Source organism: Pseudomonas sp. 2848, assembly GCF_003253945.1.
Taxonomy (GTDB): Bacteria; Pseudomonadota; Gammaproteobacteria; order Pseudomonadales; family Pseudomonadaceae; genus Aquipseudomonas.
The window spans coordinates 198,350-214,527 of the sequence record NZ_QKZD01000007.1; the positions used below are offsets into that span (position 1 = coordinate 198,350).

The 16,178-nt window shown below is 65.8% G+C and carries 20 protein-coding genes; 9 read left to right on the forward strand and 11 right to left on the reverse strand.

All coding sequences use genetic code 11. From position 1 onward, the window contains the following. The first annotated feature begins 9 nt into the window (after nt 1-9). Nucleotides 10-291, forward strand: coding sequence for a SelT/SelW/SelH family protein (locus tag DFS21_RS15730; RefSeq protein WP_023633166.1), 282 nt, complete (start codon nt 10-12; stop codon nt 289-291). Here the strand turns inward: DFS21_RS15730 and DFS21_RS15735 are convergent, their stop codons facing one another. Continuing rightward, nucleotides 292-1,179: a DMT family transporter gene (locus DFS21_RS15735; protein ID WP_102684308.1), complete on the reverse strand. Its 888-nt coding sequence runs from the start codon at nt 1,177-1,179 to the stop codon at nt 292-294. A 137-nt stretch (nt 1,180-1,316) separates the two neighbouring features. Then, a complete protein-coding gene (locus tag DFS21_RS15740) occupies nt 1,317-2,111 on the reverse strand; it encodes an AraC family transcriptional regulator (RefSeq protein WP_110701029.1) in 795 nt (264 codons plus the stop codon). A gap of 124 nt (nt 2,112-2,235) precedes the next feature. Between DFS21_RS15740 and DFS21_RS15745 the strand changes: the two genes are divergently transcribed. Beyond that, nucleotides 2,236-3,051: a UDP-2,3-diacylglucosamine diphosphatase gene (locus DFS21_RS15745; protein ID WP_111532673.1), complete on the forward strand. Its 816-nt coding sequence runs from the start codon at nt 2,236-2,238 to the stop codon at nt 3,049-3,051. 56 nt (nt 3,052-3,107) lie between these two features. Here the strand turns inward: DFS21_RS15745 and DFS21_RS15750 are convergent, their stop codons facing one another. Next, nucleotides 3,108-3,692: an HD domain-containing protein gene (locus tag DFS21_RS15750; RefSeq protein WP_111532642.1), complete on the reverse strand. Its 585-nt coding sequence runs from the start codon at nt 3,690-3,692 to the stop codon at nt 3,108-3,110. Nucleotides 3,693-3,793: 101 nt separating this feature from the next. Then, nucleotides 3,794-4,105, reverse strand: a complete 312-nt coding sequence (locus DFS21_RS15755; protein ID WP_023631733.1) for a DUF962 domain-containing protein — start codon at nt 4,103-4,105, stop codon at nt 3,794-3,796. Nucleotides 4,106-4,259: 154 nt separating this feature from the next. On the opposite strand from DFS21_RS15755, the gene DFS21_RS15760 reads away from it, so the two are divergent. Next, on the forward strand, nt 4,260-5,306 hold the full coding sequence (locus DFS21_RS15760; RefSeq protein ID WP_110701025.1) for an AraC family transcriptional regulator: 1,047 nt from the start codon (nt 4,260-4,262) through the stop codon (nt 5,304-5,306). On the opposite strand, the gene DFS21_RS15765 is transcribed toward DFS21_RS15760, so the two are convergent. Next, nucleotides 5,263-6,717 carry a TrkH family potassium uptake protein gene (locus tag DFS21_RS15765; protein ID WP_102684313.1) on the reverse strand — a complete coding sequence of 485 codons (1,455 nt, stop codon included), beginning with the start codon at nt 6,715-6,717 and terminating at the stop codon, nt 5,263-5,265. The two genes, DFS21_RS15760 and DFS21_RS15765, sit on opposite strands and share 44 nt — an antisense overlap. Nucleotides 6,718-6,906: 189 nt before the next feature. Here DFS21_RS15765 and DFS21_RS15770 point away from each other — a divergent pair, with 189 nt between their 5' ends. Further along, nucleotides 6,907-7,464, forward strand: a complete 558-nt coding sequence (locus DFS21_RS15770; RefSeq protein ID WP_111532643.1) for an NAD(P)H nitroreductase — start codon at nt 6,907-6,909, stop codon at nt 7,462-7,464. A gap of 33 nt (nt 7,465-7,497) precedes the next feature. On the opposite strand, the gene DFS21_RS15775 is transcribed toward DFS21_RS15770, so the two are convergent. The 6 genes from DFS21_RS15775 to DFS21_RS15800 all read right to left on the reverse strand — a co-directional run bounded on the left by DFS21_RS15775 (nt 7,498) and on the right by DFS21_RS15800 (nt 11,558). Then, entirely contained in the window at nt 7,498-8,886 is a 1,389-nt protein-coding gene (locus DFS21_RS15775) for a HAMP domain-containing sensor histidine kinase (protein WP_110701023.1), read from the reverse strand. 12 nt (nt 8,887-8,898) lie between these two features. Next, a complete protein-coding gene (locus DFS21_RS15780; protein ID WP_023632412.1) occupies nt 8,899-9,315 on the reverse strand; it encodes a Spy/CpxP family protein refolding chaperone in 417 nt (138 codons plus the stop codon). A 128-nt stretch (nt 9,316-9,443) separates the two neighbouring features. Beyond that, entirely contained in the window at nt 9,444-10,121 is a 678-nt protein-coding gene (locus DFS21_RS15785) for a response regulator transcription factor (protein WP_038706585.1), read from the reverse strand. A 7-nt stretch (nt 10,122-10,128) separates the two neighbouring features. Continuing rightward, nucleotides 10,129-10,521, reverse strand: a complete 393-nt coding sequence (locus DFS21_RS15790) for a translation initiation factor 2 (RefSeq protein WP_102684315.1) — start codon at nt 10,519-10,521, stop codon at nt 10,129-10,131. A 139-nt stretch (nt 10,522-10,660) separates the two neighbouring features. After that, on the reverse strand, nt 10,661-10,960 hold the full coding sequence (locus tag DFS21_RS15795; RefSeq protein WP_110701019.1) for a YciI family protein: 300 nt from the start codon (nt 10,958-10,960) through the stop codon (nt 10,661-10,663). A 1-nt stretch (nt 10,961) separates the two neighbouring features. Beyond that, nucleotides 10,962-11,558 (reverse strand): septation protein A, encoded by a 597-nt coding sequence (locus tag DFS21_RS15800; protein WP_023631974.1) that lies wholly within the window; start codon nt 11,556-11,558, stop codon nt 10,962-10,964. 67 nt (nt 11,559-11,625) lie between these two features. Here DFS21_RS15800 and DFS21_RS15805 point away from each other — a divergent pair, with 67 nt between their 5' ends. The 5 genes from DFS21_RS15805 to rluB all read left to right on the forward strand — a co-directional run bounded on the left by DFS21_RS15805 (nt 11,626) and on the right by rluB (nt 15,945). Beyond that, nucleotides 11,626-12,486: a PHP domain-containing protein gene (locus DFS21_RS15805; protein ID WP_110701017.1), complete on the forward strand. Its 861-nt coding sequence runs from the start codon at nt 11,626-11,628 to the stop codon at nt 12,484-12,486. 13 nt (nt 12,487-12,499) lie between these two features. Beyond that, on the forward strand, nt 12,500-13,129 hold the full coding sequence (locus DFS21_RS15810; protein ID WP_102684322.1) for an L-threonylcarbamoyladenylate synthase: 630 nt from the start codon (nt 12,500-12,502) through the stop codon (nt 13,127-13,129). Between the two features lie 125 nt (nt 13,130-13,254). Further along, nucleotides 13,255-13,953 carry a ScpA family protein gene (locus DFS21_RS15815; protein ID WP_178082032.1) on the forward strand — a complete coding sequence of 233 codons (699 nt, stop codon included), beginning with the start codon at nt 13,255-13,257 and terminating at the stop codon, nt 13,951-13,953. A gap of 14 nt (nt 13,954-13,967) precedes the next feature. Continuing rightward, a complete protein-coding gene (gene scpB / locus DFS21_RS15820) occupies nt 13,968-14,735 on the forward strand; it encodes an SMC-Scp complex subunit ScpB (RefSeq protein WP_110701013.1) in 768 nt (255 codons plus the stop codon). Nucleotides 14,736-14,880: 145 nt separating this feature from the next. Further along, nucleotides 14,881-15,945, forward strand: a complete 1,065-nt coding sequence (gene rluB, locus DFS21_RS15825; RefSeq protein WP_038706581.1) for a 23S rRNA pseudouridine(2605) synthase RluB — start codon at nt 14,881-14,883, stop codon at nt 15,943-15,945. Nucleotides 15,946-16,178 lie beyond the last annotated feature (233 nt).

A 16,178-nucleotide genomic window follows, 5' to 3' on the forward strand; every position in this document is an offset into this window, starting at 1 on the left:
TTCCCCGACATGGCAGACAGCAAGCCACAAATTGTCATTACCTATTGCACCCAGTGCCAGTGGCTGCTGCGCGCCGCCTGGCTGGCGCAGGAGTTGCTCAGCACCTTCGCTGACGACCTCGGCCAGGTCGCCCTGGAGCCTGGTACCGGCGGGGTGTTCCGCATCACCTGCGACGGCGTGCAGATCTGGGAGCGCAAGGCCGACGGCGGCTTCCCCGAGGCCAAGGCGCTCAAGCAGCGGGTGCGTGACCAGATCGATCCGCAGCGCGACCTGGGTCACAACGATCGCTGATCAGGCGCTTTCGGCCACGGTCTGCCGGGTGGGTTGCTCGGCGGCCAGGCGGCTGGACAGGACGATGGCGAAGATGATCAAGGCACCACCGGCGAGCATGCGCAGGGTTGGCTGTTCGGCGAACACCACCCAGGCCACGGCGATGCCATAGACCGGCTCCATGCCGAACACCACCGCGGCGGTGCGCGCCTTGATCACCGCGAGGCTAGCGACGAACAGGCTGTGGGCGACGCCGGTGCAGAAGATGCCAAGCAGGGCGATCCACAGCCAGTCCATGGGCGCCACGGCAGTCAGGCCCGGCGCGGCGAATGGCAGCAGGCACAGGCTCACCACCAGGTTCTGCCATAGCGCCGCCTGCACGGCGGGCAGGCGCCCGGAACCGGCACGGTTGGTCAGCGACAGCAGCGAGAACAGTAGGCCTGAGAGCAACGCCCAGAGCAGCCCGCCGGTGGCCTCGCTGGCCAGGTCGAAGGCGGGGGTGACCAGCACCAGGCCGATGCTCACCAGCAGTACCAGCACAGCCTCGTTGCGGCGGATGCGTTCGCGGAACAACAAGCCTTCAAGGATCACCGTGAAGGCTGGGAAGCTGGCGAAGCCGAGGGTGGCGATGGCCACGCCGCCGACCTTGACCGCGATGAAGAAGCTCACCCAATGCCCGGCCAGCAGCACACCCCCCAGCAGCAGGCGGCGCAGGTCCTGGCCGCGCAGTGGTTGCCAGGCCTGGCGCGCCAGGCCGGCGAACAGGCCCAGGGCCAGGACGGCGAACATGGCTCGGCCGAAGACGATGATCGTAGGACTGGCACTGGCGGCCAGTTTGCCGAAGACGCCGGTCAGGCCGAAGAACAGCGCGCCGATATGCAGGGCGCCGAGGGCGGTGCGGTGGTTCATGGTGGTCCTTTGAGTACGGTGAGCGTTGCGTGCTGGCTCCATCGCGGGGCAAGCCCATTCCCACAGATGATGCTGAAGGCTTGGAGCGGGCTTGACCCGCGATGAGGTCGATACAGGCAGCAGTGTATGTTCGATCCTCAGGCAGATCTGTCGCCCACCTCGCGCCCGTTGTCGCCAGACTCGCGCCGCAACGCCAGCGGCGTGCAGCCGAACGCCCGCAGCACCGCCGCGCTGAATGCGCTCTGCGAGCCATACCCCACGCGCGCGGCGATCTCGCCCACCGGCAACACCGTCTCACGCAACAGCCGGCGCGCCATCGTCAGCCGCCGTTGGCGGATGTAGTCCATCGGCGTCATGCCGCACTCGCTGGCAAACCGCGCATGCAGCCGCGCACTGGACAGCCCGGCCAGCCGCGCCAGGTCGGCGACCTGCAGCGGGTAGGCGGCGTGCTGCTCGATATGGCGGTCGAAGGCGGCATAGGGCAGGCGCCTGCTGGCCAGTACCGGGGCGCAGGCCTGTGGATTGAGGCTCGCCAATAGCAACACCGCGCCCTGGCGGGCAATCAGCGGGTCGTCCACGGGGCTGGTTGCCAGCCAGTCCACCAGTTGCTGCTGTCGGCTGTCCAGGCTCAGTGGGCCGGGGCGGTCGAGCAGGCGGCGGCTGTCGTCGGCGTGCTCGCCGAGATGATCGCCGAGCCAGTGTCCGCCCGGTACGTCCAGCACCAGGCAATCGCTGCCCTCGCGGCTCCCGCAAGTGTGGTGGGCACCGGCGGGAACCACCATCAGGTCCTGGCGAGCGACCCGGCCGCCGCGTCCATCCACCTCGAAATCCAGGCGCCCGCCGAGGCCGAACACCAACTGTGGATGGTCGTGGCTGTGGGCGATCAAGTCGTGGCGGTAATGGCGCAACGAGAGCAAGGGGCCGGCGGTCATGGTGAGTCCTCACGAGGCAGGCGAAGATTGTACACCGGCAGGCGAGGGCAGGATGGTCATGTACCTGCCACCAATCTGTCACCTGCGCCTGCCAGTCTCCAGCAAACAGCGCCGGAGCCTGCCCATGAGCCACGCCGAACCCCTTCGCCCGTCACGCAAGCAGCGTGTGCGCACCCTATGGATTTCCGATGTACACCTGGGCACCCGCGACTGCCAGGCCGAACACCTCGCGCACTTCCTCAAGGGCTACCAGGCCGAGCGCATCTACTTGGTCGGCGATATCATCGATGGCTGGAAACTGCGCAGCGGCATCTACTGGCCCCAAGCCCACACCAATGTCATCCGCCGCCTGCTGACCCTGAGCAAGCGCGGCACCGAGGTGATCTACGTTACCGGCAACCATGACGAATTCCTGCGGCGGTACTCGAAACTGATCCTGGGCAACATCCAGCTGGTGGACGAGGCCGAACACCTCACCGTCGACGGTCGGCGCCTGCTGGTGATCCACGGCGACCAGTTCGACGTGATCACCCGCTACCACCGCTGGCTGGCTTTTCTGGGCGACCGGGCCTACGAGTTCACCCTGGTGCTCAACCGTTGGCTCAACCACTGGCGCGCCCGTTACGGCTATGGCTACTGGTCGCTGTCGGCGTACCTCAAGCACAAGGTCAAGGGCGCGGTGAACTTCATCAGCGACTTCGAGGACGGCATCGCCCACGAGTGCACCCGGCGTGGCTTCCACGGTGTGGTATGCGGGCATATCCACCATGCCGAGATCCGCCAGGTGGGCGAGGTGGATTACCTCAACTGCGGCGACTGGGTGGAGTCGTGCACGGCGCTGATCGAACACTGGGACGGGCGGATCGAGCTGTATCGGTTTGCCGAGGCACAGGCGCGTGAGGCGGCGTTGCGCTTGGCGGAGCTAGGCGAGCCGGCCTAGGCTCGTCGGCGCTGCATGGCACCGGCTTCGCCTGTGATCGCGAACCGGTAGTGAGGTCAGGCGGTGGCTGGCAGGGCGGCCTTGTAGATCGACTGCCTGGGCTGGGCGAACAAGCGCTCCAGTATCGGCTCGAAGAACGCCAGCGGCAGGCTTTCATAGTCCGGATCGAACGCTGCCGCGTCATAGCGGGCGCAGAACTCGAGGGTCCGCTGGTAATGCGGGTGATCGCGGTATTGCTCGCGCAGGTGACGGTCCATGCCCAGGTGGTGGAAGAAGTAGTAGCCCTGAAAGATCCCGTGTTTCTCGATCATCCACAGGTTCTCGTCGCTGACGAACGGCTTGAGGATCGCCGCGGCGATATCCGGGTGGTTGTAGCTGCCCAGGGTGTCGCCGATGTCGTGCAGCAGTGCACAGACGACGTACTCTTCATCGCGGCCGTCGCGGTGGGCGCGGCTGGCGGTCTGAAGGGAATGGCTCAGGCGGTCGATGGGGAAGCCGCCGAAGTCGCCGTCGAGCAGGCGCAGGTGGGCGAGAATGCGTTGGGGCAACTGATGGGAGTAGGCGCGAAAGTCGTCGGCGATGATCGCCCAATCCTGGGCGGTGCCATCGCGCATGTGGCTGAAATTGGCTTGCTTGCTCATCACCGCGTGCCGCTCGTGTCGGGGAACATACCGCAGTGTTGGCCAGGATCCGGGCTTTGGCAGTGGCCCGCCGGGACGCGAACCTGGCCTTGCGGGCCGATTCAGAGGCTCAGGCGGCCCAGCAGGATGTCGCGGAACATGGCGAAGTCGCCGACCAGGCTGTACCAGGGGTGGCTGAAGGTGGCGGGGCGGTTCTTCTCGAAGAAGAAATGCCCGGCCCAGGCGAAGCCGTAGCCGGCCAGTGGCACGGCCAGCAGCAACAGCCATTTGCCGCTGCCGATGCTGTAGGCGAGCAGGGCGATCACCAGGCTGGTGCCGACGAAATGCAGGCGGCGGCAGGTGGGGTTGCTGTGCTCGCCCAGGTAATAGGGGTAGAACTCGGCAAAACTGCGGAACTGCGCTGTGCGGGTCATGGCGGGCTTCCGGATCTGCGGGTCTTGCTGACAGGATACACGGCGTGGAGCCTGAATCGAGTCTAGAGTCACTGGGTGCCGTGGCCAGTGACAATAGGCGCCAATTGAGTATCCTTTCGATTCACCGCAGGAGCGGTCAGCACAAGAGCCTGTCATGAGTGAGAGAACCACGTCAGCCAGCTGGGCATCAGGGATCGTCAAGGCACTCGAGCTGGAAGGGCTCGATTGTCCGGCCATGTTCAAGCAGCTCGGGCTCGACTTCGCCGCACTGGATGACCCCGACGCGCGCTTCACCCAGGATTCGATGACCCGCCTGTGGCAGCTGGCGGTCGAGCTGTCGGGCAACGAGGCCATTGGCCTTAACATGGCCAGGGTGGTGCGGCCGGCCTCGTTCCATGTGGTGGGTTACGCGCTGATGTCCAGCCGCACCCTGGCCGAGGGCTTCGAGCGCCTGGTGCGCTACCAGCGCATCATCGCGGAGAGTTCGGACCTGAGCTTTCGCCTCGAGCCCGACGGCTATGCCCTGGTGCTGACCGTGCACGGCGACCACCTGCCGCCGACCCGGCACAGCGCCGAAGCCTCGCTGGCCTGCGCCCTGGCGTTGTGCACCTGGCTCAGCGGGCGGCCGATCCAGCCGCGGCGGGTACTGATTCAGGGCGCACTGCCGAAAAATGTCGAGCCGTACAAGGTGGCTTTCCACGCACCGCTGCAATTTGGCGCGCCCCATGATGCGCTGGTGTTCGCCCGCGCCGACATGGAGGCGCCGTTGCCGACCGCCAACGAGGCGATGGCGGTGCTGCACGACCGTTTCGCCGGTGAGTACCTGGCGCGTTTCTCGGAAAGCCGGGTGACCCACCGCGTGCGCCAGGTACTGTGCCGCATCCTGCCCCAGGGCGAGCCCAAGCGCGAAACCGTGGCCCAGGCCCTGCACCTTTCGCAACGCACCTTGCAGCGGCGCCTGCAGGACGAGGGCACCAGCTTCCAGACCCTGCTCGACGACACCCGCCGCGAACTGGCCGAGCAGTACCTGGCGCAGCCAGGCACCACGTTGCTGGAAACCGCCTACCTGCTGGGTTTCGCTGACCCGAGCAACTTCTACCGGGCGTTCCGCCGCTGGTTCGACAGCACGCCGAGCGAGTACCGCACGCGCCTGTCGGTCAGTGACGCCAGAACGCCGGCATGCACAACACCAGCACCGTGATGATCTCCAGGCGACCGAGCAGCATGCCGCCGGCAAGGATCCATTTCGCGGCATCTGGCAGCGTCGCGTAGTTGCCGGCCGGGCCGATCACTTCGCCCAGCCCCGGGCCGACACCCGACACGGTGCCGGCGGCGCCGGTCAGCGCGGTCATCCAGTCCACGCCCAGCAGCGACAGCAGCAGGGCGATGATGCAGATGGTGATGGCGAAGAAGAACGAGAAGGTCAGGATCGAGCGCACGATCTCTTCGTCGAGGCGGTGGCCGTTGTATTTCTGCTTGATCACCGCGCGCGGATGGATCAGCTGGTTGAGGTTGGCCTTGAGCAGGATGTAGGCGACCTGGAAGCGGAAGATCTTGATACCGCCGGCCGTCGAGCCGGAGCAGCCGCCGACGAAGCCCAGGTAGAAGAACAGCATCAGCGAGAAGTTGCCCCACAGGCTGTAGTCGCCCAGGGCAAAGCCGGTGGTGGTGACCACCGAAGTAACGTTCAGCGCCACGTGGCGCAGGGCATCGAGCCAGTGCAGCTCGGTGGTGGCCCAGTACCAGGTGCCAAGCACCAGCCAGGTGGTCACCAGCATGGCCAGCAGGCCCTGCACCTGCTGGTCCTTGATCAGCGCCCGGCGGTGGCCGCGCAGGGTGGCCACGTACAGGGTGAAGGGCACGCTGCCCATGATCATGACCACCACCGCGACCCAGTGCACCGCAGGGATATCCCATTTGGCCAGGGACTGGTCGGAGGTGGAGAACCCGCCGGTGGAGATCGCCGACATGGCGTGGTTGATCGCATCGAACAGGCCCATCCCCGCCCACCAGAAGGCCAGGCTGCCGAGCACGGTGATGCCGACGTACACCGCCACGATCGACTTGGCGACCATGTGCGAGCGCGGCATGACCTTCTCCGAACGGTCGGAGGACTCGGTCTGGAACAGGCGCATGCCGCCGATGCGCAGCAACGGCAGGATCGCCACGGCCATGCCGATGAAGCCGATGCCGCCCAGCCAGTGCAGCATCGAGCGCCACATCAGGATGCCCGGCGACATGCTGTCCAGGCCGCTGAGCACGGTGGCGCCGGTGGCGGTGATGCCGGACATGCTCTCGAAGAAGGCGTCGGTGTAGCTGATGTGCTGGGTCAGCAGGAAGGGCAGGGCGGCGAACACGCAGACCACCAGCCAGCTGCTGACGGTCAGCAGGTACATGTCGCGGGGGCGCAGGTGCACGTGCTCGGGGCGGCCGGGGATGACCAGGCCCAGGCCCGCGAGGAAGGTGATCAGGCTCGACCAGAGAAACGACGGCATGTCGCCGGTGCGCTCGAAGACCACCAGGGTCGCCATGGGCACCACCATGCTCACCGCCAGGGTGATCAGGAAGATGCCGATGATGAAACCAATGATCCTTAAGGTCGGCAACGCCATGTGATCTGCTCTGACTCGCTACGGAAAGGGCGCCATTCTACCTGTGGGCCGGGTCTTGTAAACGCCGATTGGTGGCCTCCACGGAGCAGGCTTGCCCCGCGATGGCCGGATCGCGGGGCAAGCCCGCTCCCACGATCCCCCTCGATGGTGCAGAATGGCCGCACTTTCAATCTGCCAGGAGGGTAGCCCATGGAGGCTCTCGACGCATTGCTCAACCGTGTTTCCGTGCCACGCCTGACTGACCCGGCGCCCAATGCCGCCCAGCGCGAGGCGCTGTTCCAGGCCGCATTGCGTGCGCCAGATCATGGCCAACTGCGACCCTGGCGTTTCCTGACCATCGAAGGCCAGGGCCGGGAAAAGCTCGGCGAGCTGTTCGCCGAAGCCGTGCAAGCCAAGGGTGAAGCCACCCAGGCGGCGCTGGACAAGGCCCGGGCGATGCCGCTGCGCGCGCCGTTGCTGATCGTGGTGATCGCCCGGCTGCAGGACCACTTCAAGGTGCCTAAGATCGAGCAGCGCCTGGCCGCCGGCTGCGCCGCCCATGGCATCCTGATCGCCGCCCATGCCCAGGGTATCGGCGCGGTATGGCGCACCGGCGACATGGCCTTCGACGCCGATGTGCACAAGGGGCTGGGGCTTGCCGAGAACGAAGAGCTGATCGGTTACCTGTATGTCGGCACGCCAATGGCCGAGCCACGCACCGCGCCGATCCTGGAAACTGCCGAGTACGTCAGCGCCTGGGGCGAGTGATTGAGTGGGGCCGCTTTGCGGCCCCAGGATCTGTCAGCCAGCGCTGACCTCACGCGGCAGCTCCAGCGTAACCACGAACCCACCCTGCGGATGGTTCGCAAACTTCAGGCTGCCACCATGGCGCTCCGCCGCCTTGCGTGCAATCGCCAGCCCCAGCCCATGTCCCGGCGCCTCTTGCCCCGGTGCCCGGAAGAATGGCTCCCCCAACTGCTCCAGATGTTCCGCCGCCACCCCCGGGCCGTGGTCGCGCACGCTCAACACGATGCGTTCCTGTTCGCGGCTGGCGCGCAGCTCGATTGGCTGTCCGGCCGGATTGAAGCGCAGCGCATTGCGCAGCAGGTTGTCCACCGCCCGTTCGATCAGCGTCGGCCAGCCATGCAGGGTCAGGCCCGGCTGCATCTCCAGGCGTACCTCCTGATCTGGCGCTGACAGCTGGGCGTCCTTGCGCACGCCGCCCAGCAAGGCATTGAGGTCCACCGGCTCGGCATGCGCCTGCTCGGCATCGACCCGGGCCAACACGAGGATTTCGCTGATCAGATCTTCCAGACGATCGCATTCGCGGGTCAGGCGCGGCCACAAGGCCTGCCGCTGTTCGGGTTCGGCGCGCTCGGCCAGCGCCAGGGCGATGCGCAGCCGCGCCAGTGGCGAGCGCAGTTCGTGGGACACATCGCGCAGCAGCTGGCGCTGGCTGCCGATCAGGCTCTGCAGGCGGGCGCCCATCTTGTTGAAGTCGTTGGCCAGCACGCCGAACTCGTCGCGGCGCACGGCCAGTCGCGCCAGGCTGTTCTGCTGGTAGCTGGTCTGTCCCAGGTCGTGCACGGCGCCGCGCAGGCGGCTGAGCGGGCGGGTAATCGACAGGGTTACCAGCAGGCTGAACAGGGTCAGCACCACCAAGGCTATGCCCAAGGCGCTGAGCGGCCAGATCAGGCTTTCGCGGTGCCAGGCGGCCAGCTCCGGGTGGGGGATACGGTAGATCAGCAGGTAGGTCTCACCGCTGCCGGGGCTGGTGTATTCCTCGGTCAGGCGGCGCCACGGCAGACGACGTTCGTCGTTGTGCTGGCGTGCCTCGAAGGCGGCGGCGCGGCGCGGGAAGGTGCCGGGGACCACGGCATCGCCGCTGTCGTCGAGCACCTGCACGTCGATCTTGTAGCGCTGCTTGCGCCGTTCCAGGAAGCGTTGCGACGACTCCAGGCCTTCCTGTTCGTAGTGCTGGGCCCAGTGGCTGGCCAGGTTGTTCAGACCCGGGTGGCGACTGAGGATCCAGGTGTCCTGGTTGAGCATGTGCCCGAGCAGGATCGACAGCCCGGCGACCAGGGCGATGGCCAGCCAGAAGCTGGCCAGGATGCGCCAGAACAGTGAACGCAAGACAAGCACCTCCAGGAAATGGCGAAAGCCCGGCCCGCTGGGAAGCGGGCCGGGCATCGGGCTGACAGCTTACTGGGCCTTGCCGGTTTTTTCAGCCTTCCAGGCCTGGAACTCCTGCCACTCGGCCTTGCGCGCGGCGCGCTCCTTCTGCAGGTCGTCGAATTTCTTCTGCTGGTCGGGCTTGAGCAAGGCGCGGATCTGGCCTTCGGTCTTGTCGTGGCTGGCCTTGAGCTCGTCCTTCAGGGCTTTCTGCTCGGCCGCCGGCAGCTTGGCTATGTAGCGTTCGTTGATGTCGCGGCGCTGCTTCATCTGCTCGCCCATCAGCTTGCCGATCTGCTGGCGCTGGTCGCGGCTCAGGTCCAGCTGGGCGAAAGGCGCGTCACCGCGATGATGCGGGCCATCGTGGCGCGGGCCGCCTTCGGGCATGGCCATGGCCACGGTCGGCAGGGCGGCGGCGAACATCAGGGCGATAAGGGTCTTGCGCATGGTGTCTCTCCTTTCAGGGGCCGGTGGTTACCGGATGAGCCCAGTCTAGGGAGATCAAGGTCAAGGGCGGTCAGGCGAAGGTAAAGGCTGGGTAAAGATGGCAGGGCCGCGAAGCGGCCCCGGTTTTCCTACAGACTGTAGTAATAGCCGCGGCTGCGCAGGGCGACGATGCGCGGGCGGCCATCCGGGTGCGGCCCGATCTTCTTGCGCAGGTTGCTGACATGCATGTCCAGGCTGCGGTCATAAAGCGTGAGCTTGCGGCCCAGGCCGATCTGCGCCAGTTCCTGCTTGTCCAGCGGCTCGCCGGGTTGGCGCAGCAAGGCTTCGAGGATGCGGCTTTCCGACAGCGTGAGGGTCATCTCGCGCTGGTCGATGCTGACCACGCCGCGTACCGGGCTGAAGATCAGGTCGCCGATCTCCACCTGGCTGCTGGGCGCGCTGGGGTGGCTGCGGCGCAACACTGCGCGCAGGCGGGCGGTGAGCTCGCGGGGGTCGCAGGGCTTGGCCAGGTAGTCGTCGGCGCCCAGCTCCAGGCCAAGGATGCGGTCCAGCGGCTCGCCGCGGGCCGAAAGCATCAGCACCGGCAGGTCGGTGTGTTCGCTGCGCAGCTGTTTGAGCAGTTCCAGGCCGCTGCCATCGGGCAGCATGACATCCAGCACCACCGCCGCCGGGGCGTGGGTGGCCAAGGCCTGGCGCGCACTCTGGCCATCGTGGCAGGCGCGCACCGCAAACCCTTCCTGGGTCAGCCAGCTGCCGAGCAGCTCGCACAGTTCCTGGTCATCATCAATCAGTAACAGCTCGCTCATTTCTCACTCAATTCAACCATTGCCGGCGTCTTCTGTGTCCGCCGCTGGCTAAGATACCGCAGACTGCGGACAACAGTGCAACGGCCGAGCCGATCAAGAACCATTGCTGCTGGTCGGTCAGCGGGCTTTGCGGGGCGCTGGCGCCTGCCTGCAGTTCCTTGATCGTCAGCTTCAGTCGCTGGTTGTCCTGGCGCAGGCGGGCGAGCTGGGCGCTTTCACGCTCGCTGTCCTGGTTCTGCAGTTGCTGGGTCAGCGCCGTGCGCTGTTTCTCGCTCTCTTCCAGGCGCTGCTGCAAGTCGGTGATCCGCGCCCCGGCTTCCAGCGACAGCGGCTGTTCGGCCGCGGCGAAAGGGGACAGCAGCAACAGGCAAAGCAGCAGGGACATCGGACCTTGACGCATTGGAACTCCTGATTCGTATCGATTCAGGAGGTTGTCGGCCAGTCGTCGGATTTTATGAATAGTGCCGCGCGGGGTGTAGCTGGGAGCGGCTTCGTGGGCGCGGGCTTGCCCCTGCGAAGCCCGTCCCGGTTAAAGCCTGTTACGGCAGGACTTGCTTGAACGGCTTGACCACGACCTTGGCGTACACGCCCGCGGCGATGTACGGATCGGCGTCGGCCCAGGCCTGGGCGGCGGCCAGCGATTCGAACTCGGCGACGATCAGGCTGCCGCTGAAGCCGGCGGCGCCCGGGTCGTTGCTGTCGATGGCCGGGTGCGGGCCGGCGAGCACCACACGGCCTTCGGCCTTGAGCTGCTGCAGGCGTTCGATATGCGCGGGGCGGGCGGCCAGGCGGTTTTCCAGGGAGTTTTCGACGTCGCTGGCGATGATGGCGTAGAGCATGTCAGTCCTTGGGTTTGGAGGTGGAGGGATCGGCATCGTGCAGGTGGCGCGACAGGTAGACACCCTGGGCCACCAGGAACAGCACGGTCATGCCCAGGCTGCCGAATACCTTGAAGTCGACCCAGATGTCCTGGAAGGTGAAGGCGACGAACAGGTTGGCGGCGCCGCATACGAGGAAGAAGGCGATCCACGCCACGTTCAGGCGGTTCCACACTGTTTCTGGAAGTGTCAGGGCATGGCCCATGATGCGTTTGATCAGCACCCGGTCACCGATGAAGTGGCTGCCGGCGAACGCCAGGGCGAACAGCCAGTTGACCACGGGCGCCTTCCACTTTAGGAAGGTCTCGCTGTGGAAGGCCAGGGTCAGGCCACCGAACACCAGGCAGGCGACCAGGGTCAGCAACTGCCCCTTCTCCAGCTTGCCGTGGCGCAGGAACAGCGCGCCGTAGACCACCACGGAGCTGACGATCAGCATGGCGGTGGCGCTGTAGATCCCGCCGAACTCGAAGCCGTGGCCGGCGAATTCGACCGGGCGCGGGTCAAGCTTGTAGACGATGAAGAACAGCAGCAGCGGGATGAAATCGATGAATTGTTTCACAGTGGCAGCCAGAAGCGGGATGTGACGGCATAATAACAAACATCGATTCCTGCGAAAGCGCTCCTCCATGAATGTTGATCTGCACTGTCACAGCACGGCCTCCGACGGCGCCCTGTCGCCCACGGCACTGGTCGCCCGGGCCCATGAGCACGGGGTGCGCACGCTCTCGCTCACCGACCATGACACCCTTGAGGGCCTGCCGGAGGCGCGCCAGGCCTGCCTGGACAACGGCATGCAGTGGGTCAGCGGCGTGGAACTGTCGTGCACCTGGGGCGGCGCCACCATTCATGTGCTGGGTTACGACTTCCCCCTCGACGCACCGCCGTTGCTCGATGCCATCGCCAACCTGCACCGTGGTCGTTGGCTGCGCGCCGAGGAAATCGACCGCAAGCTGGCGGCCAAGGGCATGCCCGGCGCGCTGGACGGCGCGCGGGCGGTGCAGCAGGAACTGGGCGACAGCGGCAACGCCCCGGCGCGCCCGCATTTCGCTGAGTTCATGGTCCGCGCCGGTTTCGTCAAGGACCGCGGCGAGGCGTTCCGCAAGTGGCTGGGCGCCGGCAAGCTGGGTGACGTCAAGCTGCACTGGCCGACGCTTGCGGAAACTGTTGCGACGCTGCGTGAGTCGAATGCGTGGGTGAGCCTGGCCCATCCCATGCACTATGAACTGACCCGCAGCAAGCGCAGACGGCTGATTGCCGACTATATTCAGGCTGGAGGGCAGGCACTGGAAGTGGTCAACGGGATGATGCCGCCCGAGCAGGTGGGGACGATGTCGATCCTCACCCGTGAGTTCGGCCTGCTGGCAAGCGCCGGCAGCGACTTCCACGGCCCTGGCACCTGGGGCGAGATCGGTGCCTACCGGCCATTGCCTGAGGACCTGCCACCCCTGTGGCGCCGATTCCGACATGAACAGCCTATGGCGGTATGAACAGGACGACTACGTGAGCCAATTTTTCCAGATTCATCCGGAGAACCCGCAGCCGCGCCTGATCAAGCAGGCCGTCGAGATCATCCGCAAGGGTGGGGTGGTGGTCTACCCGACCGACTCGGCCTATGCGCTGGGATGCCAGATTGGCAACAAGGCCGCGATCGAGCGGGTGCGCAAGTTGCGTGGTCTGGACAAGACCCACAACTTCACCCTGATGTGCTGCGACATGTCGCAGTTGGGGCTTTACGCCAAGGTCGATACGGGTACGTTTCGCCTGCTCAAGGCCCACGTGCCCGGGCCCTATACCTTCATCCTCAATGGCACCCGCGAGGTACCGCGCCTGCTGCTGCACGAGAAACGCCGGACCATCGGCCTGCGCGTGCCCAGGCATGAAATAACCTTGGCCTTGCTCGCAGAGCTTGGCGAGCCTTTGATGAGCGTCAGCCTGATCCTGCCCGGCGACGACGAGCCGATGGTCGATCCCTACGAGATCCGCGAGCGACTGGAGCATCACGTCGACTTGGTGATAGACGGCGGTTTCGGCGACCTCAAGGCCTCTACCATCATCGACTTGTCCGGCGACGAGCCGGAGCTGATTCGCGAAGGCTGCGGGGATCCGACGCCGTTCCTGGTCAACGCGTGAGCCAGGTACAAGCACCCGAGGCGCCGGCCACGGAGGCGCAGACGCCGTTCCAGCTGCAACTGGCCCTGGTCTACGGCGAAGCCCTGACCGAGATGCCGGTCGACCTGTACATCCCGCCGGACGCCCTGGAAGTCTTCCTCGAAGCCTTCGAAGGCCCGCTGGATCTGTTGCTGTACCTGATCCGCAAGCAGAACGTGGACATTCTCGACATCCCCGTGGCGGAGATCACCCGCCAGTACATGAGTTATGTCGAGCTGATGAAGAGCGTGCGCCTGGAGCTGGCGGCCGAGTACCTGGTGATGGCCGCCATGCTCGCCGAGATCAAGTCGCGCATGCTGCTGCCGCGCTCCGGCGAAGTCGAGGAGGAGGAGGGCGATCCGCGCGCCGAACTGATTCGCCGGCTGCAGGAGTACGAGCGATTCAAGGCCGCCGCCGAAGGTATCGACGAGTTGCCCAGGGTCGGGCGCGAAATCGTCGTGCCGCGCCTGGAGGCTCCGCAGGCCAAGGTGCGCAAGTTGTTGCCGGAGGTGGCGCTGGAAGAGATCCTGTTGTCCATGGCCGAGGTCATGCGCCGCAACGACCTGTTCGAGAGCCACCAGATCACCCGCGAGGTGCTGTCGACCCGCGAACGCATGAGCGAAGTGCTCGAGCGCCTCAAGGGCGGCGCCTTCGTGCCCTTCGTCGAGCTGTTCACCCGCGAGGAGGGGAAGCTTGGCGTGGTGGTGACCTTCATGGCGATTCTCGAGCTGGTGAAGGAATCCTTGATCGAACTGGTGCAGAATGAGCCCTTCGCCCCGATCCATGTCCGTGCCCCGGCAGAATGACCTGACAACTACCGATGAACCTGAACGAACCCCGTGAACTGGCGTCGCTGATCGAGGCCTTCCTGCTTGCCTCGGGCAAGCCGCAATCCCTCGAGCGCCTGTACGAGCTGTTCGAGGAGGCCGAGCGCCCGGCCCCCGCCGTTTTCAAGAAGGCCCTGGAGGTGCTGGGCAAGTCCTGCACTGGCCGCGCCTTCGAACTCAAGGAAGTGGCCACCGGCTACCGCCTGCAGATCCGCGAGGACTACGCACCCTGGGTCGGCCGCCTCTGGGAGGAGCGTCCGCAGCGCTATTCCCGCGCGCTGCTGGAAACCATGGCGCTGATCGCTTATCGCCAGCCCATCACCCGTGGCGAGATCGAGGACGTGCGGGGCGTGGCGGTCAACAGCAACATCATCAAGACGCTCATGGAGCGCGAGTGGATCCGCATCGTCGGCTACCGCGAGGTGCCCGGGCGACCGGCGATGTTCGCCACCACCAAGGCATTCCTCGATCATTTCAATCTCAAGAGCCTCGATGAGCTGCCGGCGTTGGCCGAGCTGCGCGAGCTGGAGCTGGAGGTGGAGCCCGAGGTCGATCCGGACGAGGCGCCGGTGCCCGCTCACCTGCAAGCCCTGGCCGATGCCAGCCTGGGCGAGGAGGGCGAGGAAATCGAGCCGAAGGAGGAGACCAGCTTCCGCTCGCTGCTGGTGGAGCTGGATGCGATGGAAGAAGGGCTCAAGATCGATTTCGATGATTTGCGCGATGAGGCTTCCATCGAGCCCGAGGACGAACCAAAGGTCTGACAGCCCGACTCTGTGGACGCCAGCTTGCGCCTTTGGGCGGAATCTGCTGGGCGATCGGCAAAAACCTTCTACCCTGCAGTGCGTTCCCTTGCTGAACCGCGTATGATGCGCGCCCGCTTTCACTACTACACCGGGAGGTGCCCAGATGAGTGACAAAGACCTGCAAGACCAACAACCTACCCCGCCGTCCGGCGAAAAGCTGCAGAAAGTACTTGCGCGTATCGGCGTCGGTTCTCGCCGTGACGTCGAGGCCTGGATCGGCCAGGGCCGCATCAAGGTCAACGGCGTCGAGGCCACCCTCGGCCTGCGCGTCGACCTGCACGACGCCATCACCGTCGACGGCAAGCTGATCAAGCGCGTCGAGGCCGCCGAGGCGACCCGCCGCGTGATCATGTACAACAAGCCCGACGGCGAGATCTGCACCCGTGACGACCCGGAAGGCCGCCCGACCGTGTTCGACCGCCTGCCGCGGCCGAAAGAGGGCCGCTGGATCAACATCGGTCGCCTGGACATCAACACCACCGGCCTGCTGCTGTTCACCACCGACGGTGAGTTGGCCAACCGCCTGATGCACCCGTCCTATGAGATGGACCGCGAGTACGCAGTGCGTGTGCGCGGCGAAGTCGACGACGACATGGTCGACCGGCTCAAGGCCGGCGTGGTGCTCGAAGATGGCCCGGCCAAGTTCACCGATATCCAGAAGGCGCCAGGTGGCGAAGGCTTCAACCACTGGTACCACTGCGTGGTGATGGAAGGTCGCAACCGTGAGGTGCGTCGCCTGTGGGAATCCCAGGGCGTGGTGGTCAGCCGCCTGAAGCGCGTGCGTTTCGGCCCGGTGTTCCTCAACTCCGACCTGCCGATGGGCCGCTGGCGCGAAATGAGCCAGGGCGAGATCGACATTCTCGCCGCGGAAGTCGGCCTGCAGCCGGTGGCACTGCCGGAAATGAAACTCAAGGCCAAGGACAAGCTCGAGCGCCTGCAGCGCAAGTCGACCCGTCCGCTGGGGCGTGGCGAGCGCGTGCGTACCCTGCGCCCGGCCGCCGAAGGCCAAGCCGAGCGTCCGGCACGTGCGCCGCGTGAAGACGCAGCGCCGCGCAAGGGCAACCGCGGCAGCACGGTGGCCGAGCGTCCGAGCGAGATGCGCAAGCGTCCGTCTCGCCCTGAAGGTGACAAGCCGGCAGGCCGTGGTCGCGGCAAGCCGCGTGGCTGATTCGGTCCGGTAGCGAGAGAGCCAGCCTTCGGGCTGGCTTTTTTGTGCCTGCGGTAAATGGCCCATCGCGGGGCAAGCCCGCTCCCACGAATAGTGTGCGCATCGTGGGAGCGGGCTTGCCCCGCGATGGGGCGCAAAGCGGCCCCAAGTACCTGAACGGACAGAAGATTTCCCGACCGGTGGCAAATTTTCAAACCGCCTTGTAAAGAAAACTATACGATTCTGGGCGTTTT

What these genes read in the sequence shown, in the direction of transcription:
- DFS21_RS15730 (WP_023633166.1), top strand. Translation starts at nt 10, where the DNA reads ATGGCAGACAGCAAGCCACAAATTGTCATTACCTATTGCACCCAGTGC.
- DFS21_RS15735 (WP_102684308.1), bottom strand. Translation starts at nt 1,179, where the DNA reads ATGAACCACCGCACCGCCCTCGGCGCCCTGCATATCGGCGCGCTGTTC.
- DFS21_RS15740 (WP_110701029.1), bottom strand. Translation starts at nt 2,111, where the DNA reads ATGACCGCCGGCCCCTTGCTCTCGTTGCGCCATTACCGCCACGACTTG.
- DFS21_RS15745 (WP_111532673.1), top strand. Translation starts at nt 2,236, where the DNA reads ATGAGCCACGCCGAACCCCTTCGCCCGTCACGCAAGCAGCGTGTGCGC.
- DFS21_RS15750 (WP_111532642.1), bottom strand. Translation starts at nt 3,692, where the DNA reads ATGAGCAAGCAAGCCAATTTCAGCCACATGCGCGATGGCACCGCCCAG.
- DFS21_RS15755 (WP_023631733.1), bottom strand. Translation starts at nt 4,105, where the DNA reads ATGACCCGCACAGCGCAGTTCCGCAGTTTTGCCGAGTTCTACCCCTAT.
- DFS21_RS15760 (WP_110701025.1), top strand. Translation starts at nt 4,260, where the DNA reads ATGAGTGAGAGAACCACGTCAGCCAGCTGGGCATCAGGGATCGTCAAG.
- DFS21_RS15765 (WP_102684313.1), bottom strand. Translation starts at nt 6,717, where the DNA reads ATGGCGTTGCCGACCTTAAGGATCATTGGTTTCATCATCGGCATCTTC.
- DFS21_RS15770 (WP_111532643.1), top strand. Translation starts at nt 6,907, where the DNA reads ATGGAGGCTCTCGACGCATTGCTCAACCGTGTTTCCGTGCCACGCCTG.
- DFS21_RS15775 (WP_110701023.1), bottom strand. Translation starts at nt 8,886, where the DNA reads ATGCCCGGCCCGCTTCCCAGCGGGCCGGGCTTTCGCCATTTCCTGGAG.
- DFS21_RS15780 (WP_023632412.1), bottom strand. Translation starts at nt 9,315, where the DNA reads ATGCGCAAGACCCTTATCGCCCTGATGTTCGCCGCCGCCCTGCCGACC.
- DFS21_RS15785 (WP_038706585.1), bottom strand. Translation starts at nt 10,121, where the DNA reads ATGAGCGAGCTGTTACTGATTGATGATGACCAGGAACTGTGCGAGCTG.
- DFS21_RS15790 (WP_102684315.1), bottom strand. Translation starts at nt 10,521, where the DNA reads ATGCGTCAAGGTCCGATGTCCCTGCTGCTTTGCCTGTTGCTGCTGTCC.
- DFS21_RS15795 (WP_110701019.1), bottom strand. Translation starts at nt 10,960, where the DNA reads ATGCTCTACGCCATCATCGCCAGCGACGTCGAAAACTCCCTGGAAAAC.
- DFS21_RS15805 (WP_110701017.1), top strand. Translation starts at nt 11,626, where the DNA reads ATGAATGTTGATCTGCACTGTCACAGCACGGCCTCCGACGGCGCCCTG.
- scpB (WP_110701013.1), top strand. Translation starts at nt 13,968, where the DNA reads ATGAACCTGAACGAACCCCGTGAACTGGCGTCGCTGATCGAGGCCTTC.
- rluB (WP_038706581.1), top strand. Translation starts at nt 14,881, where the DNA reads ATGAGTGACAAAGACCTGCAAGACCAACAACCTACCCCGCCGTCCGGC.